The following is a 20,599-nucleotide window of genomic DNA, read 5'->3' on the forward strand; positions in this document are numbered from 1 at the left end:
TTCTACCGCAGGGTTGTGATTGGCAGCCTGTCACGACCCTGGCGCAGAACTCAGACCCACCGCGCGCGGCCCGCCCGCACCAGCGTCGAGGTCACCGAGCCGTTGACCTCCTCGACGGTCATCGCCACCAGCAGGTGGTCGCGCCAGCCGCCGTCGACGTCCAGATAGCGCCGCAGCAGGCCCTCCTCGCGGAACCCTGCCTTGGCCAGCACTTTGCGACTGGCGGCGTTCTCCGGCCGCACGGTGGCCTCCACGCGGTGCAGCATCACCGGCCCGAAGCAGTGGTCCAGCCCCAGCGCCAGCGCACCGGTGGCCACGCCACCGCCGGTGACCTCGCTGTGCACCCAGTAGCCAATCCAGGCCGACCGCAGTGCGCCGTGCGTGACGTTGCCGATGGTCAACTGGCCGGCGAACTTCCCGTCCAGTTCGATGATGTAGGGCAACATCCGGCCCCGGCGTGCTTCGGCCCGCAGCCCCGAGCACACCGCGGGCCAGGCCGAAACCGCATGCCGCACAGGCCAATCCATCTCCGCGGTGGGTTCCCACGGCTCGAGGAACTGACGGTCGGCAATCCGGATCCGGCTCCACTGCGCGCCGTCCCGCATGCGCACCGGGCGCAGCCGCACCACCCCCGCCCGCACCCGGAGCGGCCCCACTGCCACGGGCCACCCCGGGTGCAGCGAGTTGGACCGCCAGAGGTTCACGGGCGTCAGCCGCGTTGAGCCAGGAAAGCGACGTCGACGGTCTCACCGGTGCGCAGCTGCTCGACCTCGCTGGGCACCACCACCAGACAGTTGGCCTCGGCCAGCGTGGCCAGCAGATGTGATGACGATCCCGGCGCACCGCCGAGGGCCTGCACCAGATACTCACCGGTGTCCTGATCGCGCATCAGCTGACCCCGCAGATAACCCTTGCGGCCGGCAACCGAGGAGATCGGCGCCAGGGTGCGGGCCTGCACCACCCGCCGCAGCGGCTGCCGCTTGCCCAACGACAGCCGGACCAACGGGCGCACCATCACCTCGAACACCACCAGCGCACTGACCGGGTTGGCCGGCAGCAGGAACACCGGCACTCCGTCGCGGCCCAGTTGTCCGAAGCCCTGCACCGAGCCCGGATGCATCGCGATGCGGGTCACTTCCATCTCGCCGAGTTCGGAGAGCACCGCACGCACGCTCTCGGCGGCCGCTCCGCCGACCGCTCCCGCGATCACCACGATCTCGGCGCGGCTGAGCTGTCCCTCCACCACTTCGCGCAGCTTCTTGGGATCACTGTCGACGATGCCGACGCGATTGACCTCGGCGCCGGCATCCCGTCCGGCCGCGGCCAGGGCGTAGGAGTTGACGTCGTAGACCTGCCCGGTGCCCGGCGATCGTGAGACGTCCACCAGCTCGCCACCCACGGAGAGCACCGACAGCCTGGGACGGGGATGCACCAGTACGCGGTCGCGGCCCACGGCGGCCAACAACCCCACCTGGGCGGCGCCGATGATGGTTCCGGCCCGGACCGCGACGTCACCGGGCTGTACGTCGTCGCCGGTGCGCCGCACGTACGCGCCGGAGCGCACGCCTCGCAGCACCCGCACCCGCGACTGTCCGCCGTCGGTCCACCGCAGCGGCAGCACGGCGTCGGCAAGTGTGGGCATGGGGGCGCCGGTCTGCACGCGGGCGGCCTGCCTGGGCTGCAGCCGGCTGGGGGTCTTGGTGCCGGCCTCGATCACCCCCATCACCGGGAGGCTGATCTGTCCGCCTGCGGCGTCGGCGTCGTCATCGGCGGCGTCCGCGCCGAGCACGTCCACGCTGCGCACGGCGTATCCGTCGATGGCGGCCTGATCGAAACCTGGCAGCGGGCGTTCGGTCACCACTTCTTCGGCACACATCAGCCCTTGGGCCTCAGCGATCGCCACCCGCACCGGCCGCGGCGCCACCGCGGCGGCCTGGACACGGGCCTGCTGCTCCTCCACCGAACGCACAACGCGCCTTTCTGCCATCGGCCCCCGGCTTTGTCGACCGGGGCGACGCTAGCGCTATTGCTCGCTCAACCCCAATCGCGCAACCAGCCAGCTGCGTAGTTCCGGGCCGTAATCATCACGGTCCAAGGCAAAGTCAACCGCAGCCTTGAGGTAGCCGCCGGGATTTCCCAGGTCGTGTCGAGACCCGCGGTGCACCACCACGTGCACGGGATGGCCTTCTTCGATCAGCAGCGCGATGGCGTCGGTGAGCTGAATCTCACCGCCGACACCCTTGTCGACCCGGCGCAACGCATCGAAGATGGCCCGGTCCAGGACATAACGGCCGGCGGCGGCGTACGGGGACGGCGCGTCCTCGGCCTTGGGCTTCTCCACCATGCCTTTGACCTTGAGCACATTGGGATTGGCCGCATCGGGCACGATCTCGACGTCGAAGACGCCGTAGGCACTGATCTCGTCTCCGGGGACCTCGATGGCGCACAGCACCGTCCCGCCGCGCTTGGCGCGCACTTTGGACATCGTCTCCAGGACGCCGGTGGGTAGCACCAGATCGTCGGGCAGCAGGACGGCGACGGCATCCTCGTCATCGGAGAGCACGGCCTCCACACAGCCGACGGCGTGCCCGAGGCCCAATGGCCGCTCCTGGACCACCGACTCGACCTTGATCAGGGCGGGGGCCCGGCGCACCTTCTCCAGCATCGCCTTCTTGCCGCGCGCTTCGAGGGTCCCTTCGAGCACCAAGTCCTCGACGAAGTGCGCCACCACGCCGTCCTTGCCTTCGGAAGTGATGATTACCAGTCGCTCGGCGCCCGCCTCCGCGGCCTCGGCGGCCACCAGCTCGATACCGGGGGTGTCCACCACCGGCAGCAACTCTTTGGGCACAGTCTTGGTGGCCGGTAGGAACCGGGTGCCCAGACCTGCTGCGGGCACGATAGCCGTGCGCGGAATGGGTACCTGAGGTGCGTTCATCGTTCACACCCTAACTGGAATGGTGGGGCGATACAGGGTGGCCACCGAAGCCGCCAGCTGCTAATTCTGTACCCGTGGAAGCGGCAACCAAAGCTCAGCGGCGGGCGCTATTACTGGCTTCCCGACGTTCAGTAGCTGAAACCGTTCACCAGGCGGAAGCCGAGGCGCTGGCAGCTCACGCAGCAACCCTCGTGAGCGCGAGAACACCCGTCTGCGCTTACGTTCCCATGAAGACAGAACCGGGTTCCATCGCGTTGCTGGATGCACTGTCCGCAACCGGTGTCAAAGTGCTGCTTCCGGTCAGCCGCACCGACGCGCACGGCGACCCGCTGCCACTGTGGTGGAGCTCATACTCTCGCGGCGAGTTGATTCCAGCAGCCTTCGGGCTTCTGGAACCCGCAGGTGAGGCATCGCCGCCTGCGACCATCGCCGAAGCGCAGATCATCTTGGTCCCGGCGTTGGCAGTCGACCGACGAGGAGTACGCCTTGGCCGTGGAGCCGGTTTCTACGACCGGTCGCTACCCCTGCGCAATCCGATTGCCAAGCTCATCGCCGTGGTTCGGGACGAGGAGCTTCTCGACGAACTGCCCGGCGAACCCCACGATGTGCCCATGACGCATGCGCTGACCCCCGGCAACGGGCTCGTCGAGCTGGGATCCGAAGCGGGAATGCGGACGGCCGAATAGCGGTTCTAGCACTTGGCACGGTAGAGTGCTAAGCAAAGTCTGATCTTCCGGAGGTTCTAGGTGCCCACCTACAGCTATGCGTGTACCGACTGCGGCGACCGTTTTGACGCGGTGCAGGCTTTCTCAGATGACGCACTCACCACGTGCACCAAGTGTGAGGGCCGGTTGCGCAAACTGTTCAACTCGGTGGGCGTGGTCTTCAAGGGCAGCGGTTTCTACCGCACCGACAGCCGTGAAGGCGGCAAGAGTTCGTCGACGTCGTCGAGCTCCAGTTCCGAGTCGAGCTCGAGTTCCAGCGACAAATCGTCCAGCTCGAGCGAGAAGAGCTCCAGCAGCGACAAGTCCTCGTCGTCACCGGCCCCTGCCGCCGCATCCAGCTAGCGCTCCCCCGGTTATCCACAGACAGCCCGCCGCGTGAACGCGGGCTGTCTGTTCTGGTTTCTAGGGTGCGTGGATGCCCCACAGTCTCGACCCCACCGCGTTCAACCGCCTTCGCCAAGCGTTGCAGCCTGATTGGGTGCATTCGGTGCGCGCCCGCCGGGGCGCCGCGGCCGCACTCGTCATCCTGGCAGGCGTCGCGGCGCTACGTTCCGAACCCGGTGGAGCCCACCGGGACGCGGTGATAGCCGGACGTGATCTGAGCCCCGGAGTCACGATGACCGCAGAGGATCTCGTGGTGGTGAGCCGCCCGGTCGACACCCTCCCCGAGGGTGCACTCAGCGACGCCGGCACCGCGGTCGGAGCGACGCCCGCCGGCCCGGTGCGATCAGGAGAGGTACTCACCGACGTCCGGGTGCTGGGGCCTCGCCTCACCGAATCGGCCGCGGGCCCGGGTGCCCGGGTGGTGCCAGTGCAGTTGGCGCAGAGCGCGATCCTCGATGTGGTCCGCGAAGGCGACGTGGTGGACATCGTCGCCGCACCGCAGGACGGACCGCTTACTGACGTCACGCCGCGGGTCATCGCCGTCGATGCCGTGGTGGTGCTCATCTCACCCGACGCCGAAGGTCTGGGCGCTCGAGCCGACCGGGTGATTCTCGTGGCGCTGCCCGCCGCCGCGGCCGTCGCGGTGGCAGCAGCCACCCTCGGCGAAGTCGTGACACTGACGCTGCATTGACATTCCCGCCATGCCCACCGCACCGACTACCCTTCAAATCCTGCACACTGTCCGACAGCAGGAGGGTTCGAAGATGTTGAAGGGGTTCAAAGAGTTCATCGCGCGAGGCAACATCGTCGACCTGTCGGTCGCGGTGGTCATCGGTACCGCGTTCACCGGTCTGGTCACCGCGTTCACTCAGAACGTGGTGCAACCACTGATCGACCGGATCGGCGCGGGCCCCGACAGGGAGTACGGAATCCTGCGGATACCCCTCGGAGGTGACCAGTTTGTCGACCTCAACGCCGTGCTGTCAGCGGGGATCAACTTCGTCCTGGTGGCGGCGGTCGTGTACTTCCTCATCGTGCTGCCGTACAAGAAGCTCCGCGAGCGTGGTGAGGTGGAGCAGGCCCAGGACACCGAGTTGAGCATCCTCACCGAGATCCGCGACCTCCTGCATGCCCAGAGCCCTACTGCAGGTACCGCCTCCCATGAGCATGTGACCGGCCCCGGGACCGGCCCGAGCCCTGACACCGCCAAACACACCAGCGCCGACAAGGAGTGAAACCCACCGAACAGAAATCGCCCCCGACCTGAGGTCGGGGGCGATTTCTGTTTCAGGGCCTTCAGATCACCAGTCACCCATGGGGGCGCCGAAGGAGAAGGAGCCGTTCTGCTCCAGGTTGAACGGAGCGGCGGTGGTCCCGGGGACGGCCATGATGCTGTCCTTGACCTCGCCGACGGCATGCACGATGCCGGAATCAGCGGAGCGGGTGCTCAGGAAGCCACGAGCCTCACCGATGGCGGTGGAGCGCAGTGCGTTGTCGTCGATGATGAGGGCCTGGCGGCTGGTCACCTGCGGGGAGGGTGCCACCTCCTCGACGGCGCTGGCGGTTCCGCTGCCGAGGCTCATGAACGCTGCGGCTACGGCGAACGAACCGAGACCAAGAGCACCCAGCTTCTTGGAACTGCGGATGAGGCCACTGGCGTTGTCGGCCATCGGCGCTTCCCTTCATTAGAGAGGGCCCAGAGCGGCCCTATTGCTGTAAGTCGTAAAGCTTCCTGAACAATACCAGTGAATGTCCCTGTGCGGGAGCTGAGCCCGGAATTTTTGAGGACGTCGAGCGAGAAATTGTTCAAGCGCCGCCAGAGGTTCTTCATCGAAGCATTCGATCGACGAAAACTGCTGTACATCAAGGGATTTCACCCACACTCCGGACGTGGCAGGCGATTCTCCGAGCACCTCCGAAGTCATCGAATGGCGGCAGCCGTGCACGCCAATTCAGCGGGTTCCCAGAAATGACAGCTCGGGGCATACAAAACGACCCCCGGCCGTAGCCGGGGGTCGTTTTGTTTACGAACTGTTTGGTACTGAGCCGAAACTCAGTTCATGTTCCAAGGCTCGCCGTAGGTGGTCACGCTGTCACCGGCCGAGGAGATCAGCCGAGCGTAGGGGCGCAGCAGCACGCCACCGGCAGCACCGGTCACGGTGCCGTGAGCGTTGGAGACCGCAACTGCACCGTTGGCGCCGGCGACGTCCACGGAGAAGGTGGCGACTTCCTGGATGCCGGGGCCGTTGCCCAGGTCAGCGGAGATCGACACGCCGGGGAACAGCGGCGGGGTGACGATGGCGGGGATCAGGTCGATACCGGTGTCGACACCCGGGCCGAACGAGCCGTAGTCCTGGCCGTCGAACGCGATGTTCGGGGTGGTGTAGCTGAAGTTGATGCCAACGCCCAGCGACCACGGGAAGCCGACCTGGTAGCCGAGCTCCAGGACGCCCTCGAAGTCGTCAGCGCCTTCGCCGGTCACGGCGTAGACAGCCTTGCCGGAGTGGAACCACTCACGGGTGAGGCGGTTGCGGTCCAGCGGGAAGACACCGTTGAGGAACGTGTCCCACTGCTGGATGGTCAGGGTGCGACCCTGGCCGTCCACAAGGCTCAGCTCATTGTCCAAGCCCGCGTGCGAAGTGCCCGTGCTCGCGAACAGCGCCGCGATGGAGGCGATCAACGCCACCAGCACCCGACTGATTACCTTCATGTTCTCCCCAGCTGTGTTGGCGGTGATCCCGGGGCGGTTTCACCGATTTGGTGGTTTTCGTGAGTGGCATGTTCACACCGCTCCCGAAGTAAGACTTCGCAAATGAGAGGTCTCACATGCTGTTCTTACGTTTCGCTCATCGTTGATGACGGGAGAAACATAACGGGGCGACATACAGGCGGCAACGCGGGGGGTTTCCGTGTCTTATCTGTGGCTCAGCTGGCAGAAGTTTGCTGAGGTTCAGTGATCAAGAAGTTGGCCAGAACCACGGCCTGATCACCGTGACGGCACGCCGGCCGCAACAACGGTAGGCACAAAAATCACGCCGGGTCGAAATAAATGCAGATCACGGACGTTTCCGGCGTCTTCCCAGCTCAGCCGTGATGCGGCGGAACGTTGTCCCGGAGCCAGCGATCACGGTCCGGGTCGTCGCGTCCAGACCCGGGATCACGCTCATCGGAGGATTCCTGGGGAATTTCCTTACCGAAGACTTTGTTAACTGCATCTCGGTCTCGCGGCGATAACGGCGTCACAATTCCACCTTTGTGTGACTAAGATCACATCTTGCACGTTTGTTCTGTTCACCTTCGCGAAACATTGCGGCAGGATTAGAGAACGGTTGGAGACCGGTGTTGAGGGACATGGCGCAAAAATTAAAAAAGGCCGCCTGGGTGCCATCCGGGGTCGGATGAGCACTCAGGCGGCACATGTTCGGTCTCAGGTCAGATTTCCAGGCTGGAGAGCTGGCCGATGATCTGGGTCGCCAGCGGACTCAGCGTGGCCATCCCGTCGCGCACCGCCGGACGTGAACCGGACAGGTTCACCACCAGGGTGCTGCCGGATATCCCCGCCAGACCACGGGACATCCCTGCGTCGATGATGCCCGCGGACAGCCCGGACGCCCGAAGCGCCTCGGATATCCCCAGCAATTCCCGGTCCAGGATGTCGACCGTGGCTTCCGGAGTGACGTCACGGGGGGTCACCCCGGTGCCACCCACCGATACCACCAGGTCGACGCCGCCGATCACCGCTGTATTGAGCGCGTTGCGGATCTCCACCTCGTCGGACGCCACCACCACTACTCCGTCGACGACGAAGCCTGCCTCGTTCAGCAGCTCGGTGACCAGCGGACCGCTGTGGTCTTCTTCGTCTCCGTGCGCGGTCCGATCATCGACAACGACGACGAGAGCTCTACCCACCAGCTCATGCGGCTGTTCCATGGAAGCAACCGTATATGTGGGGATGGACATCGTGCTCACCGCCTGTGGGGGTGCAGTCCTGATGATCGTCACTGCGCAGCCTTACCCAGCGTCACCTGCAGTGTCTGCGGATTACTGTCCTCGGACTCGACGAAGGTCAACGTCACCTTCTCTCCTGGCGCCTTGGAGCGCACCGCAGCCACCAAGGCCCCGGCTCCCGAGATGGGCCGGTCGTCGACCTTCGTGACCACCACGCCGTTGGGCAACCCCGCGGTGGCAGCGGCTCCACCTCGGGTGATCTCGACGATCTTCGCGCCGTTGATGGCGGTGTCGTTACTCACCTGGACCCCGAGTGAGGCGTGTGATGCCGAGCCGGTGCTGATCAGTTCGTCGGCAATCCGCTTGGCCTGGTCGACGGGGATGGCAAAACCGAGTCCGATCGAACCCGACTGCGGCGCGTCCTGCCCTCCACCCATGGTCGCGATGGCGGAGTTGACCCCCACCAGCTCGCCATTCATGTTCACCAGCGCCCCACCGGAGTTACCGGGGTTGATCGCGGCGTCGGTCTGGATGGCATCCAGCACGGTGTTCTGGTTCTTGGCGTCGCCCGCGGTGGACACCGGCCGGTTCAACGCGCTGACGATTCCGGTGGTGACGGTGCTCTCCAGGCCCAACGGCGAACCAATGGCCACCACATCCTGACCCACCCGCAGATCCGCCGAGGATCCCAGAGTGATCGGCGTCAGCCCGGACACCCCCTTGGCCTGGACCACGGCGACATCGCTGGCGGGGTCGGCGCCCACCACCGTGAACGGTGCGGTGGTGCCGTCGGAGAAGCTGACCGTGGTTTCGGGATTGGCGTCGCGCAGCTCGGGACCAGACGGGATGCCGGGCAGCGCGTCGGGCGCCGCCGACGCTGCGCCCGCGGCAGAGACCACGTGCGCATTGGTCAGGATGAGACCGGTGGGCGACAAAATGATGCCCGAGCCCTCTTCGTGGGCACGACCGAGTTTGATCTCCAGCTTGACCACGCTGGGTACCACCTTGGCGGCCACCTGTTCCACCGAGCCGGCGGGAACGTTGGCCGCGGGCATTCCGGGGGCTGGGTCGCTGGCCGTGGTGAAGGTGTTGACCGGACGCTCATCGGGGTGCGCCATCACCGCGACGCCACCACCGATTCCGGCCGATACCACGGCAATCGCCATGGCACCCGCGAAAAGCTTGGTACGCGAGCGCGTCTGGTTCGGCAACGGCGCGGTGTGCGGTGACCGATACGCCGGATAAGCGGCGGACTGCCGGGGATCGGTCTGCTGGGTGGCGTACCGCCAGTCGTACGGCTGCTGCTGCCCCTGCTGCGGCCCTCGCGCATAGTGTCCGTGCTGCGCCGGATGCGAATAGTGGTGTTGTCCCGACTGTTGCGGCGCGGGCGGGTACCTGCCAGGTGTGGGCCCAGGGTTGTTGTTCGGCCCTGGATAGCTCGTCATGTGCTCGAGTCACCGATCCTTCGACAGTCAACCGTGACCGGGGCGGGTCACGACGGGAGAACGTTGCCAATCAGCAACTACCTTGCCCCCGTCGACTGAGAATCGACTGAGATAACGCCCGGTTGTGATCGTGTCGTTGCCTGATTTGTATCCATGGGCGCCGAATCACCGTCGTTGACGGTGCCGTCAGCGTTGTCGGCGGTCGGGAAGGGTGCCGGCGCTGCGGGCCGCCCCGGCAGCAGAACAAAGATGGAGGTGCCCGGCGGCTGTCCTCCCGGCACTGTCTCCTCGACCCGCAGCGCTCCGCCGTGCTTGAGCACCACCTGTTTGACGATCGCCAGTCCCAGACCGGATCCGGGCATGGACCGGCTCGCGGTGGCACGGTAGAAGCGCTCGAACACCAGTCGCCGCTCCTGCAGCGGGATACCGGGACCAAGATCGGAGACCACGAGCTCGGCGTGCGACGGGTCCACCTGTTTGAGGGTCAACCGCACCCGCCCCTCCGACGGGCTCCACTTGGCGGCGTTGTCCAGCAGATTGAGCACGGCCCGCGACAATCCGGCGGCGTCCCCGTAGACCTGCCAGGGCGTGACGTCGACGTCGAACTCGATGTCGTTGCGGCGCCGCCGAACTCGTTCGAGGCTGCGATCGACGACCTCGGTCATGTCGACGGGCTCGTGGATCACCCCGCCGGCCTCGTCCCGAGTGAGATCCACCAGATCGCCCACCAGCGTGGACAATTCCTCGATCTGCCCGATGACGTCGGCACGCAGGTCGTCCATCTCCGCTTCGGGGATGTCGGCCGCGCCCGGTCGACTGGATGCCATCAGCAGCTCCACGTTGGTCCGCAGCGATGTCAGAGGAGTGCGCAGTTCGTGCCCGGCGTCGGTCACCAGGCGCGCCTGGCGCTCCCGGGATTCCGCCAGTGCCCGCAGCATCATGTTGAACGCCTCGGTCAGACGGGCCAGCTCATCGCTACCGAACACCGGGATGGGCCGAAGGTCATCGGTGCGCGCCACCCGTTCGGCGGCTTCGGTCAACTTGGCGACCGGGCGCAAGCCGGTTCTGGTGACGGCGGCACCCGCGATGGCAGCAACGGCCACCCCGACCCCGCCGACGATCAACAGCACCCAGCGCAGTTTCATCATCACCGCGTCGGTGGGCGCCAGGCTCTTCGAGATCAGCAGTGTGCTGCCATTGGGCAGGTGCACCGCCAGCACCCGCTGATCAGCGGCGGTGCGGCGGGACATGAACAGCTCACCGGCGATGACGGACTTCTCGGTGGCGCCGATCGGCAGTGTCTGCCCCTCCTGGTTGGCGGTGTAGATGGACCGCCCGGGGTTGATCAGCATGGCGTTGACATCGGAGTAGGCGGTGCCCTCGATGGCCTTGCCCGGATCAGAGGCCAGCGATCCGCTGGCGATCAGCAGCTGCGCCCGGCTCTGCAACTGGTTGTCGATGTCGTCGTACAGCGCGGCCGAAACCACGGCGTAGACCGCGAACGAGATCAGCACCACCACCATGGCCACCATCGACATGGCAAGCAACATGACCCGCCACCGCAGTGACAACGATGTGGTTGTTCGAGATTCGCGCCGGTTGGGCCGTGCCATCGTTACGCCCGGCACCTCACGGTGGCGTCTCCCGCAGCACGTAACCCACTCCGCGAACGGTGTGGATCAGCCGCGGCTCGCCCTCCGCTTCCGTCTTGCGACGCAGATATCCGACATACACCTCGAGTGCGTTGCCCGAGGTGGGGAAATCGAAACCCCATACCTCTTCGAGAATGCGGCTGCGCGTCAGGACGCGCCTCGGGTTGGCGATCAGCATCTCCAACAGCGCGAATTCAGTGCGAGTGAGACTGATCTGACGCTGGCCGCGGGTGACCTCGCGGGTCACCGGGTCCAGGGTGAGGTCGCCGAAGCTCAGCGCGACGGCCTCCACCTTGTCCTCCGGGCCGGTGCGGCGGAGCAGTGCGCGCATCCGGGCCAGCAGCTCCTCCAGGGCGAACGGCTTCGGCAGGTAATCGTCGGCGCCGGCGTCCAGGCCCGCCACCCGCTCGGACACCGAGTCGCGGGCGGTTAGCACCAGGATCGGCAGATCGTCGCCGGTGCTGCGGAGCTGGCGACACACCTCCAGACCGTCCAGTCGCGGCATCATCACATCGAGGACCACGGCGTCCGGCCGGTCGCTGGAGATCGCGTTGAGCGCCTCGACACCGTCCTCGGCCAGGGATACCGAGTAGCCGTTGAAGGAAAGGGAACGACGCAGCGATTCGCGCACCGCGCGATCGTCATCAACGACAAGAATGCGCACGGCCACCAGTGTTATCCCAATGTCTGAGAGCGGCCTGAGAGGCGCGCGGAAGAAAATGCACGGAAGTTCCGTGCATCGTCATCTGTGATCGAACGAACGAGTTCAGCGCTTGTCGAGGTCGACCAAGCCGAGGCGGGCAGCCTTGAGCAGGCGCCGCGGCACCTTGTGCTGGGTGCCGGCAACGGTGACGTTCACCAGCCCGGTGGCTTCGGTCTTCCACTGCGCGCGACGGCTACGGGTGTTCGCACGCGACATCCTGCGCTTGGGCACAGCCATGACGAGCATCTCCTTGCTTGTGGTGTCCGCCGCACGAGGAAAACGCCACTACGGGCGGCGACGATTGCCACTCAGGATAGCCGGTGAGCGGCGTCGGCTCCAAAACGGCGCCTGAACTGCCTTTCCGCCCACCGAACGCGCTCACACACCGGCGGCAGCAAGTCGCACTTGACGCGGTACCGCGAGTTCTAGGTAACCTACCGGTTGGTTGAGTGACGGGAGTGCAGGTGTCGGTCCGCATCGGGAACTGTTCGGGCTTCTACGGCGATCGGCTCGCTGCCATGCACGAGATGCTGACCGGCGGCGAACTGGATTACCTCACCGGCGACTACCTGGCCGAGCTGACCATGCTGATCCTCGGCCGCGATCGAATGAAAAACCCCGAGCGCGGTTATGCCAAGACGTTCCTCACCCAGCTCGAGACCTGCCTCGGGCTGGCCGTCGACAACGGTGTCCGCATCGTCACCAACGCCGGCGGGCTCAATCCGGCAGGTCTGGCCGATGCGGTGCGTGCGCTGGCGACGCGGTTGGGGCTCGCGGTGAGCGTCGCTCACGTCGAGGGTGACGATCTGCTCGCCCGGGCCGACGAACTGGGCCTGGGGACGCCGTTGACCGCCAATGCCTACCTGGGCGCCTGGGGCATCGTCGAATGCCTGAACGGCGGAGCCGATGTCGTGGTCACCGGCCGAGTCACCGACGCCTCCGTGGTGGTGGGACCCGCCGCCGCGCACTTCGGCTGGACCCGCACCGACTACGACCGCCTGGCAGGCGCCATGGTGGCCGGTCACGTCATCGAGTGCGGCACGCAGGCCACCGGAGGCAACTACGCGTTCTTCGGCGAGGTACCCGATCTCGCCCATCCGGGGTTTCCGGTGGCCGAGATCCACTCCGACGGCTCGTCGGTGATCACCAAACACCCCGGCACCGGCGGACTGGTCAGCACCGGCACCGTCACTGCACAACTGCTCTACGAGGTAGCCGGCGCCCGGTACGCCAATCCGGACGTCACCGCCCGGCTTGACACCGCCCGGCTCATCGACGACGGGCCGGACCGCGTCCGCATCGAAGGGGTGGTCGGTGAAGCCCCTCCCCCGACGCTGAAGGTCTCGCTCAACAGCATCGGCGGATTCCGCAATGCCATGACCTTCGTGCTCACCGGCCTGGACATCGCGGCCAAGGCACAACTGGTACAGCGGCAACTCGAGTCGGCTCTGACAGCCAAGCCGGCCGAGCTGGAGTGGACTCTGGCCCGCACGGACCGTCCCGACGCCGACACCGAGGAAACCGCCAGCGCGCTGCTGCACTGTGTGGCACGAGACCCCGATGCCACCGTGGTGGGACGCCGATTCTCCGGCGCGGCAGTCGAACTCGCGTTGGCCAGCTACCCCGGCTTCCATGCGCTGACGCCGCCGGGCGACGGGCAGGTGTACGGCGTGTTCACCCCGGGCTACGTCGATGCCGCCGAGGTGCCACACACCGCGGTGCACGCCGACGGCACGCGGGTGGCCATCACCTGCGCGCCCGAGGCCCAGGTACTGGCGGACGTCGCCCAGCCCGAACTCCCGGCTCCCCTGCCGGACAGTCCGACGCGACGGGTTGCGTTGGGAGTCGTCGCCGGCGCCCGCAGCGGCGACAAGGGAGGAGCAGCCAACGTCGGGGTATGGGTGCGCAGCGACGAGCAGTGGCGCTGGCTGGCTCACTTCCTGACCATCGACGTCCTGCGCCAATTGCTGCCCGAGGCTGCCGATCTGCCGATCCACCGGCACCTGCTGCCCAACCTGCGTGCCGTCAACTTCGTGATCGACAACCTGTTGGGGCAGGGCGTGGCCTACCAGGCCCGCTTCGACCCACAGGCCAAAGGCCTCGGCGAGTGGCTGCGAGGCCGCGTCGTCGACATCCCGGAAAGGTTGCTGGCGTGACGATCTGGAATTCCCCGAGCGTGATCAACTCCGCAAGACAGTGCGCAGTTTCGTCGACCGCGAGATCATGCCGAACATCGACGAGTGGGAGCGGGCCGGCGAACTGCCTCGGGATCTGCACCACAAAGCAGCTGCGGCGGGCCTGTTGGGCGCATCCTTCCCGGTGGAGGTCGGTGGTGGTGGCGGTGACGCCGCGGACTCTTTGGTGATCTGTGAGGAGATGCACCAATCCGGCTGCCCCGGAGGCGTCTTCGCCTCACTGTTCACATGCGGAATCGCCGTGCCGCACATGGCCGCCAGCGGTGACCGCAGGCTGATCGACGAGTTCGTGGCACCCACCCTGGCCGGCACCAAGATCGGGGCGCTCGCCATCACCGAACCCGGCGGCGGCTCCGACGTCGGACACCTGACCACCCGCGCCACCCGCGATGGCGACACCTACATCGTCAACGGCGCCAAGACCTACATCACCTCCGGGGTGCGTGCCGACTATGTGGTCACCGCGGTGCGCACGGGCGGCCCCGGCGCAGCGGGTGTCTCACTGTTGGTGGTCGAGAAGGGCACACCGGGTTTCGAGGTCAGCCGCAAGTTGGACAAGATGGGCTGGCGCTCGTCGGACACCGCCGAGCTGTCCTACACCGACGCCCGCGTCCCCGCGCACAATCTGGTGGGACCAGAGAATTCCGGCTTCCTGCAGATTGCCGGTGCATTCGTATCCGAGCGTATCGGCCTTGCCGCCCAGGCATATTCGAGCGCTGCCCGCTGCCTGGAGCTGACCGCGCAGTGGTGCCGTGACCGCGAGACCTTCGGCCGTCCGTTGATCTCCCGCCAATCCGTGCAGAACACACTGACCGAGATGGCCCGCCGCATCGATGTGGCGCGGGTGTACTCCCGCCACGTGGTGGAGCAGCAGCTGGCCGGGGAAACCAACCTGATCGCCGAGGTCTGCTTCGCCAAGAACACCGCCGTCGAGGCCGGCGAATGGGTGGCCCACCAGGCCGTGCAACTGTTCGGCGGCATGGGCTACATGGCCGAATCGGAGGTCGAACGGCAGTACCGCGACATGCGGATTCTGGGGATCGGCGGCGGAACCTCCGAAATCCTCACCGGGCTGGCCGCAAAAACACTTGGATACCAGTCATGATCGCACCGTCTTCTCCTCATCGCTCGTGCCTCGCTCTGCATCGGCGACGGTGGTCATGACAGCACTCACTTCAGTTCTCGACCCCACCTCGGCCGCGTACACCGAGGCCGCCGAGGCCATGGCAGCCAAGCTGGCCGAGGTGGACACCGAACTGGCCAAGGCACTGGCAGGCGGCGGCGAGAAGTACGTGCAGCGCCATCACGGCCGCGGCAAGCTGACCCCGCGCGAACGCATCGAGCTGCTGGTCGACGAGGACTCGCCGTTCCTGGAGTTGTGCCCGTTGGCCGGGTACGGCAGTCAGTACCAGGTGGGAGCTAGCCTGGTCACCGGCATCGGCGTGGTCGAGGGTGTCGAGACCATGATCGTGGCCAACGACCCCACCGTGAAGGGCGGCACCAGCAATCCGTGGACCATCCGGAAGTCGTTCCGGGCCAACCAGATCGCGTTGGAGAACCGACTGCCGCTGATCTCGCTGGTGGAGTCCGGCGGCGCCGACCTCACCACCCAGAAGGACATCTTCATCCCCGGCGGGCGGCAGTTCCGCGACCTGACCCGACTGTCCGCCGCCGGCATTCCCACCATCGCGCTGGTGTTCGGCAACTCCACCGCCGGCGGGGCCTACATCCCCGGCATGTCCGATCACGTGGTGATGATCGCCGACCGTTCCAAGGTGTTCCTGGCCGGGCCTCCGCTGGTGAAGATGGCCACCGGCGAGGAGTCCGATGACGAAGCCCTTGGCGGAGCCCAGATGCACGCCCGCACATCGGGTCTGGCCGACTACTTCGCCGTCGACGAGGCCGATGCCCTGCGCATCGGACGACGCATCGTGGCACGGTTGAACTGGCGCAAGCGCGGGCCTGCGCCGGGCCCGGTGACCGAGCCGCATTTCGACGCCGAGGAACTGGTCGGCATCGTGCCCGCTGATCTGCGCATCCCCTTCGACCCCCGCGAGATCATCGCCCGCATCGTGGACGGTTCGGACTTCGACGAGTTCAAGCCGATGTACGGGGGCTCACTGGTCACCGGCTGGGCCACGGTGCACGGCTACCCGCTGGGGATCCTGGCCAATGCCCGCGGTGTGCTGTTCAGCGAGGAATCCCAGAAGGCCACCCAGTTCATCCAGCTGGCCAACCGCAGTTCCACTCCACTGTTGTTCCTGCACAACACCACCGGATACATGGTCGGCAAGGCCTATGAGGAAGGCGGAATGATCAAACACGGGTCGATGATGATCAACGCCGTCTCCAATTCGACGGTCCCGCACATCTCGCTGCTGATCGGCGCCTCCTACGGCGCCGGACACTATGGCATGTGCGGCCGTGCCTATGATCCGCGCTTCCTGTTCGCCTGGCCGAGTGCCAAATCCGCGGTGATGGGCGGTCCCCAGTTGGCGGGGGTGCTGTCGATCGTCAACCGGGCCGCCACCGAGGCCCGCGGCCAGCAGTTCGACGAGGCCGCCGACGCTGCCATGCGGGCGGCGGTCGAGGGGCAGATCGAGGCCGAGTCATTGCCGCTGGTGCTGTCCGGGATGCTCTACGACGACGGTGTGATCGATCCGCGGGATACCCGCACCGTGCTGGGAATGTCGTTGTCCGCCATCGCCAGCGGCCCGGTCGAGGGGACGTCGAACTTCGGCGTCTTCAGGATGTGAGCACCATGGTGGACAGAGTCCTGGTGGCCAACCGCGGTGAGATCGCACGTCGGGTGTTCACCACCTGCCGCCGTCTGGGCATCGACACCGTAGCCGTCTACACCGACCCCGACGAGGACTCACCCCATGTGGCCGAGGCCGATGTCCGGGTACACATCAACAGCTATCTCGACGGTGCGGCGATCATCGCCGCTGCCGTCGCGGCGGGAGCCGACGCCATCCATCCCGGTTACGGCTTCCTCTCCGAGAACGCCGATTTCGCGGACGCGGTGATCACGGCGGGGCTGACGTGGATCGGCCCGCCGCCGGCCGCGGTACGCGCGATGGGATCCAAGATCGAGTCGAAGAAGATCATGGCCGCCGCAGGCGTCCCGGTGCTCGACGAGCTGGACCCGCAGACCATCACCGAGGCGCAGCTGCCGGTACTGGTGAAGGCCTCGGCCGGCGGCGGCGGCCGCGGCATGAGGGTGGTGACCACACTGGCCGAGCTGCCCGAGCAGGTGGAAGCGGCCGGCCGGGAAGCAACATCGGCGTTCGGCGACGGCACGGTCTTCTGTGAACGCTATCTCGCCAGCGGCCACCACATCGAGGTTCAGGTGATGGCCGATGCGCACGGCACCGTGTGGTCGGTGGGCGAACGCGAGTGTTCCATTCAGCGCCGCCACCAGAAGATCATCGAGGAAGCGCCGTCACCGTTGGTGCAGCGCGTACCGGGGATGCGACAGAAGCTCTTCGACGCGGCCCGCACCGCTGCGGAGGCCATCGGCTACAACGGGGCCGGCACCGTGGAATTCATGGCCGACGACAGCGGCGACTTCTTCTTCCTGGAGATGAACACCCGCCTCCAGGTGGAGCATCCCGTCACCGAGGAGACCACCGGACTGGACCTGGTGGCGCTGCAACTGGATGTCGCGTCCGGGGCGCGGCTCGATCCCGAACCACCACCGGCTCAGGGTCATTCGATCGAGGCCCGGCTGTACGCCGAGGACCCGGCCAGGGACTGGTTGCCGCAGTCGGGTGTCGTCCACCGGTTCGACGTCCCCGACGGCGTGCGGGTGGATTCCGGAATCGTGGACGGCTCGGTGGTGTCCATCCACTACGACCCGATGCTGGCGAAGGTCATCTCCCACGCCCCCACCCGCGGCCAAGCCGCCCGGGTGCTGGCCACCGCGTTGGCGCGCACCCGCCTGCACGGCATCCGGACCAACCGGGATCTGCTGGTGAATGTGCTGCGACACCCGGCCTTTCGCGACGGAGCCACCGACACCGCGTTCTTCGACACCCACGACCTCGCGGTACTGGCCACCCCGCTACCCGATCGGAGTGCGCGGCGACTGTCCGCGGTGGCCGCCGCACTGGCCGCCGCCGCACACAATCGCGCGACCGCCACCACGTGCGCGACCGTGCCCGGCGGCTGGCGCAACCTGCCCTCTGCGAATCAGCTGAAAACCTACGACATCGACGGCGAGGAGTACCGGGTCGCCTACCGGGCCACCCGCACGGGCATCCGACTGCCTGACGACGCCGACGTGACGGTGCGCAGCACGTCCCCACAGTCGGTGGTGCTGGTCGACGGCCGCGCAGTGGAGATCGAGTTCGACGTGCACACCTACGGCGCCGACGTTTTCGTCGACTCGGCACTGGGTGCGGTGCATCTGGTGGCGGTGCCGCGCTTTGTCGAGCCGGGGACGACGAACACATCCGGCTCACTGCTGGCCCCGATGCCCGGAGTGGTGGTCCGGGTGGGCGCCGAACCGGGCGCGCACGTCAGCGAAGGCCAGCCACTGCTGTGGCTGGAGGCCATGAAGATGGAGCACACCGTCAACGCCCCCGCCGACGGTGTGCTCACCGAACTGCGCGTCGGTCCCGGCGTCCAGGTGGAGGTCGGCCAAGTGCTCGCAATCGTCAACAGCGAAGGGAAGTCATGAGTTTCGTCGAGAGCCCGGAACGCCAGGCGCTGCGCAAGTCGGTGGCAGCGTTCGCATCCGACTACGGCCAGGACTACTACCTGCAGAAGGCCAGGGCCGGTCAGCACACAGACGAATTATGGAGTGAAGCAGGCAAACTCGGCTTCATCGGCGTCAACCTCCCAGAGCAGTACGGCGGCGGGGGCGCCGGCATGTACGAGCTCTCACTGGTGATGGAGGAGATGTCCGCCGCGGGTTCGGCACTGCTGATGATGGTCGTCTCGCCTGCCATCAACGGCACCATCATCTCCAAGTTCGGCACCGAGGAGCAGAAGCAGCGGTGGCTGCCCGGCATCGCCGACGGCACCCTGACCATGGCCTTCGCGATCACCGAACCCGACGCGGGTTCCAACTCGCACAAGATCACCACCACGGCCCGCCGTGACGGCGGCGACTGGATCCTCAGCGGACAGAAGGTGTACATCTCCGGCGTCGACCAGGCGCAGGCGGTGCTCGTCGTCGGCCGTACCGAAGATCACAAGACCGGCAACCTGAAGCCGGCGCTGTTCGTCGTCCCCACCGACGTCCCGGGGCTGACCTACACGAAGATCCCGATGGAGATCGTCAGCCCCGAATTCCAGTTCCAGGTGTTCCTCGACGAGGTACGACTGCCCGCCGACGCACTCGTCGGTTCCGAGGATGCCGCCATCGCGCAACTGTTCGCCGGGCTGAACCCCGAACGCATCATGGGAGCGGCCAGCGCGGTCGGGATGGGCCGCTTCGCCATCGGCAAGGCCACGGAGTACGTCAAGACCCGCCAGGTCTGGAAGACCCCGATCGGCGCGCACCAAGGCATCGCACATCCATTGGCGGCCAACCACATCGAGATCGAACTGGCCAAGCTGATGATGCAGAAGGCGGCGTCGCTGTACGACGACGGTGACGACTTCGGCGCCGCGGAGGCGGCCAACATGGCCAAGTACGCCGCCGGTGAGGCGTCGGTGCGCGCAGTCGACCAGGCGGTGCAGTCCCTCGGCGGGAACGGTCTGACCAAGGAGTACGGCATCGCGTCGGTACTCACCGCCTCCCGGCTGGCGCGCATCGCCCCGGTGAGCCGCGAGATGATCCTGAACTTCGTGGCGCAGACGTCACTCGGCCTGCCCCGCTCCTACTGATGGCGCAACTCGTCGACTACCGCGTCGAAGGCGGCGCTGCGCACCTGACACTGAATTCGCCGCACAACCGCAACGCGCTGTCCACGGCGCTGGTATCCCAACTACACCACGGACTGACCGAGGCCACCGCCGATCCCGCTGTGCGGGTGGTGGTCCTCGGCCACACCGGCGGCACGTTCTGCGCGGGTGCCGATCTGAGCGAGGGCGCCGCCGGTGACCCCTACGAGATGGCGCTGGCCCGAGCTGTCGAGATGGCCACCCTGCTGCGTGCTCTGGTGTCCTGCCCGATGCCGGTGGTGGGCGCGGTCAACGGCCACGTCCGTGCCGGTGGTCTCGGGCTGGTGGGCGCCTGTGACATCGTGGCGGCGGGGCCCGCGAGCACCTTCGCACTGACCGAAGCCCGCATCGGCGTGGCCCCGGCCATCATCTCTATGACGCTGCTCCCTAAGCTGGCCCCGCGCGCCGCGGGTCGCTACTACCTCACCGGTGAGACGTTCACCGCAACAGAGGCCGCCGGGATAGGCCTGGTCACCACCGCCACCGACGACGTCGACGCGACCGTTTCCGCGGTGGTGGCGGACTTGACCAAGGCCTCACCACAGGGCCTGGCCGCGTCAAAAGCGCTGACCACCGCCGCAGTACTGGCCGGATTCGACGCCGATGCCGACCGCCTGGCCCGCGAGTCCGCGGCGCTGTTCGTCTCCGAGGAAGCCCACGAAGGAATGCACGCTTTCCTGGAGAAGCGCCGGCCGCGATGGGCACAGCCCGGCTGAT

20 protein-coding genes are annotated in these 20,599 nt (G+C 66.7%); 10 read left to right on the forward strand and 10 right to left on the reverse strand.

Annotated elements, in window-relative coordinates:
- Nucleotides 1-50: 50 nt before the first annotated feature.
- The 3 genes from BVC93_RS06355 to BVC93_RS06365 are packed head-to-tail and all read right to left on the reverse strand — an operon-like array spanning nucleotide 51 to nucleotide 2,935.
- Nucleotides 51-704: a GNAT family N-acetyltransferase gene (locus tag BVC93_RS06355; RefSeq protein ID WP_083736423.1), complete on the reverse strand. Its 654-nt coding sequence runs from the start codon at nucleotides 702-704 to the stop codon at nucleotides 51-53.
- 5 nt (nucleotides 705-709) lie between these two features.
- A complete protein-coding gene (glp, locus tag BVC93_RS06360; RefSeq protein ID WP_083736424.1) occupies nucleotides 710-1,969 on the reverse strand; it encodes a molybdotransferase-like divisome protein Glp in 1,260 nt (419 codons plus the stop codon).
- 54 nt (nucleotides 1,970-2,023) lie between these two features.
- Nucleotides 2,024-2,935 (reverse strand): UTP--glucose-1-phosphate uridylyltransferase, encoded by a 912-nt coding sequence (locus tag BVC93_RS06365; protein WP_083736425.1) that lies wholly within the window; start codon nucleotides 2,933-2,935, stop codon nucleotides 2,024-2,026.
- A gap of 74 nt (nucleotides 2,936-3,009) precedes the next feature.
- Here BVC93_RS06365 and BVC93_RS06370 point away from each other — a divergent pair, with 74 nt between their 5' ends.
- The 4 genes from BVC93_RS06370 to mscL all read left to right on the forward strand — a co-directional run bounded on the left by BVC93_RS06370 (nucleotide 3,010) and on the right by mscL (nucleotide 5,279).
- The gene (locus BVC93_RS06370) at nucleotides 3,010-3,621 is read left to right on the forward strand and encodes a 5-formyltetrahydrofolate cyclo-ligase (protein WP_083736426.1); all 612 of its coding nucleotides are present in this window, start codon (nucleotides 3,010-3,012) and stop codon (nucleotides 3,619-3,621) included.
- 60 nt (nucleotides 3,622-3,681) lie between these two features.
- Nucleotides 3,682-4,002 (forward strand): FmdB family zinc ribbon protein, encoded by a 321-nt coding sequence (locus BVC93_RS06375; RefSeq protein WP_083736427.1) that lies wholly within the window; start codon nucleotides 3,682-3,684, stop codon nucleotides 4,000-4,002.
- 73 nt (nucleotides 4,003-4,075) lie between these two features.
- Nucleotides 4,076-4,735: an SAF domain-containing protein gene (locus tag BVC93_RS06380; RefSeq protein WP_083736428.1), complete on the forward strand. Its 660-nt coding sequence runs from the start codon at nucleotides 4,076-4,078 to the stop codon at nucleotides 4,733-4,735.
- 73 nt (nucleotides 4,736-4,808) lie between these two features.
- Nucleotides 4,809-5,279, forward strand: coding sequence for a large-conductance mechanosensitive channel protein MscL (mscL, locus tag BVC93_RS06385; RefSeq protein ID WP_083740852.1), 471 nt, complete (start codon nucleotides 4,809-4,811; stop codon nucleotides 5,277-5,279).
- Nucleotides 5,280-5,345: 66 nt separating this feature from the next.
- On the opposite strand, the gene BVC93_RS06390 is transcribed toward mscL, so the two are convergent.
- The 7 genes from BVC93_RS06390 to rpmF form a co-directional block, all read right to left on the reverse strand.
- On the reverse strand, nucleotides 5,346-5,714 hold the full coding sequence (locus BVC93_RS06390) for a hypothetical protein (RefSeq protein WP_083736429.1): 369 nt from the start codon (nucleotides 5,712-5,714) through the stop codon (nucleotides 5,346-5,348).
- 383 nt (nucleotides 5,715-6,097) lie between these two features.
- Nucleotides 6,098-6,754 (reverse strand): MspA family porin, encoded by a 657-nt coding sequence (locus BVC93_RS06395; protein ID WP_083736430.1) that lies wholly within the window; start codon nucleotides 6,752-6,754, stop codon nucleotides 6,098-6,100.
- A gap of 722 nt (nucleotides 6,755-7,476) precedes the next feature.
- Nucleotides 7,477-8,004, reverse strand: coding sequence for a MogA/MoaB family molybdenum cofactor biosynthesis protein (locus BVC93_RS06400; RefSeq protein WP_157516795.1), 528 nt, complete (start codon nucleotides 8,002-8,004; stop codon nucleotides 7,477-7,479).
- A gap of 38 nt (nucleotides 8,005-8,042) precedes the next feature.
- Complete coding sequence (locus BVC93_RS06405; protein WP_083736432.1) at nucleotides 8,043-9,437, reverse strand: S1C family serine protease; 1,395 nt, start codon at nucleotides 9,435-9,437, stop codon at nucleotides 8,043-8,045.
- A gap of 77 nt (nucleotides 9,438-9,514) precedes the next feature.
- Nucleotides 9,515-11,050: a HAMP domain-containing sensor histidine kinase gene (locus tag BVC93_RS06410; protein WP_083736433.1), complete on the reverse strand. Its 1,536-nt coding sequence runs from the start codon at nucleotides 11,048-11,050 to the stop codon at nucleotides 9,515-9,517.
- A 16-nt stretch (nucleotides 11,051-11,066) separates the two neighbouring features.
- Nucleotides 11,067-11,753: a response regulator transcription factor gene (locus tag BVC93_RS06415; protein ID WP_083740853.1), complete on the reverse strand. Its 687-nt coding sequence runs from the start codon at nucleotides 11,751-11,753 to the stop codon at nucleotides 11,067-11,069.
- Nucleotides 11,754-11,855: 102 nt separating this feature from the next.
- Nucleotides 11,856-12,029: a 50S ribosomal protein L32 gene (gene rpmF / locus BVC93_RS06420; RefSeq protein ID WP_083740854.1), complete on the reverse strand. Its 174-nt coding sequence runs from the start codon at nucleotides 12,027-12,029 to the stop codon at nucleotides 11,856-11,858.
- Between the two features lie 281 nt (nucleotides 12,030-12,310).
- Here rpmF and BVC93_RS06425 point away from each other — a divergent pair, with 281 nt between their 5' ends.
- From BVC93_RS06425 to BVC93_RS06450, 6 genes are read left to right on the forward strand one after another with little or no spacing between them, the layout of a single operon-like run.
- Nucleotides 12,311-13,948, forward strand: coding sequence for an acyclic terpene utilization AtuA family protein (locus tag BVC93_RS06425; RefSeq protein ID WP_236950411.1), 1,638 nt, complete (start codon nucleotides 12,311-12,313; stop codon nucleotides 13,946-13,948).
- 4 nt (nucleotides 13,949-13,952) lie between these two features.
- On the forward strand, nucleotides 13,953-15,092 hold the full coding sequence (locus BVC93_RS06430) for an acyl-CoA dehydrogenase family protein (protein ID WP_236950412.1): 1,140 nt from the start codon (nucleotides 13,953-13,955) through the stop codon (nucleotides 15,090-15,092).
- Nucleotides 15,093-15,147: 55 nt separating this feature from the next.
- Complete coding sequence (locus BVC93_RS06435; protein ID WP_083736435.1) at nucleotides 15,148-16,743, forward strand: acyl-CoA carboxylase subunit beta; 1,596 nt, start codon at nucleotides 15,148-15,150, stop codon at nucleotides 16,741-16,743.
- 5 nt (nucleotides 16,744-16,748) lie between these two features.
- Nucleotides 16,749-18,671 (forward strand): ATP-binding protein, encoded by a 1,923-nt coding sequence (locus BVC93_RS06440; RefSeq protein WP_083740855.1) that lies wholly within the window; start codon nucleotides 16,749-16,751, stop codon nucleotides 18,669-18,671.
- On the forward strand, nucleotides 18,668-19,825 hold the full coding sequence (locus BVC93_RS06445) for an acyl-CoA dehydrogenase family protein (RefSeq protein ID WP_083736436.1): 1,158 nt from the start codon (nucleotides 18,668-18,670) through the stop codon (nucleotides 19,823-19,825). Before BVC93_RS06440 ends, BVC93_RS06445 begins: the two co-directional genes overlap by 4 nt.
- On the forward strand, nucleotides 19,825-20,598 hold the full coding sequence (locus tag BVC93_RS06450; RefSeq protein WP_083736437.1) for an enoyl-CoA hydratase family protein: 774 nt from the start codon (nucleotides 19,825-19,827) through the stop codon (nucleotides 20,596-20,598). Before BVC93_RS06445 ends, BVC93_RS06450 begins: the two co-directional genes overlap by 1 nt.
- Nucleotide 20,599: the final 1 nt, after the last annotated feature.

The sequence above is a fragment of the Mycobacterium sp. MS1601 genome, assembly GCF_001984215.1.
GTDB lineage: Bacteria > Actinomycetota > Actinomycetes > Mycobacteriales > Mycobacteriaceae > Mycobacterium.

Excerpts from the sequence above, each read along its gene's own strand:
- BVC93_RS06400 (WP_157516795.1), bottom strand. The coding sequence starts at position 8,004 with ATGTCCATCCCCACATATACGGTTGCTTCCATGGAACAGCCGCATGAG.
- BVC93_RS06435 (WP_083736435.1), top strand. The coding sequence starts at position 15,148 with ATGACAGCACTCACTTCAGTTCTCGACCCCACCTCGGCCGCGTACACC.
- rpmF (WP_083740854.1), bottom strand. The coding sequence starts at position 12,029 with ATGGCTGTGCCCAAGCGCAGGATGTCGCGTGCGAACACCCGTAGCCGT.
- BVC93_RS06390 (WP_083736429.1), bottom strand. The coding sequence starts at position 5,714 with ATGGCCGACAACGCCAGTGGCCTCATCCGCAGTTCCAAGAAGCTGGGT.
- BVC93_RS06380 (WP_083736428.1), top strand. The coding sequence starts at position 4,076 with ATGCCCCACAGTCTCGACCCCACCGCGTTCAACCGCCTTCGCCAAGCG.
- BVC93_RS06440 (WP_083740855.1), top strand. The coding sequence starts at position 16,749 with ATGGTGGACAGAGTCCTGGTGGCCAACCGCGGTGAGATCGCACGTCGG.
- BVC93_RS06410 (WP_083736433.1), bottom strand. The coding sequence starts at position 11,050 with ATGGCACGGCCCAACCGGCGCGAATCTCGAACAACCACATCGTTGTCA.
- BVC93_RS06395 (WP_083736430.1), bottom strand. The coding sequence starts at position 6,754 with ATGAAGGTAATCAGTCGGGTGCTGGTGGCGTTGATCGCCTCCATCGCG.
- BVC93_RS06405 (WP_083736432.1), bottom strand. The coding sequence starts at position 9,437 with ATGACGAGCTATCCAGGGCCGAACAACAACCCTGGGCCCACACCTGGC.
- BVC93_RS06445 (WP_083736436.1), top strand. The coding sequence starts at position 18,668 with ATGAGTTTCGTCGAGAGCCCGGAACGCCAGGCGCTGCGCAAGTCGGTG.
- BVC93_RS06425 (WP_236950411.1), top strand. The coding sequence starts at position 12,311 with ATGCACGAGATGCTGACCGGCGGCGAACTGGATTACCTCACCGGCGAC.
- mscL (WP_083740852.1), top strand. The coding sequence starts at position 4,809 with ATGTTGAAGGGGTTCAAAGAGTTCATCGCGCGAGGCAACATCGTCGAC.
- BVC93_RS06450 (WP_083736437.1), top strand. The coding sequence starts at position 19,825 with ATGGCGCAACTCGTCGACTACCGCGTCGAAGGCGGCGCTGCGCACCTG.
- BVC93_RS06365 (WP_083736425.1), bottom strand. The coding sequence starts at position 2,935 with ATGAACGCACCTCAGGTACCCATTCCGCGCACGGCTATCGTGCCCGCA.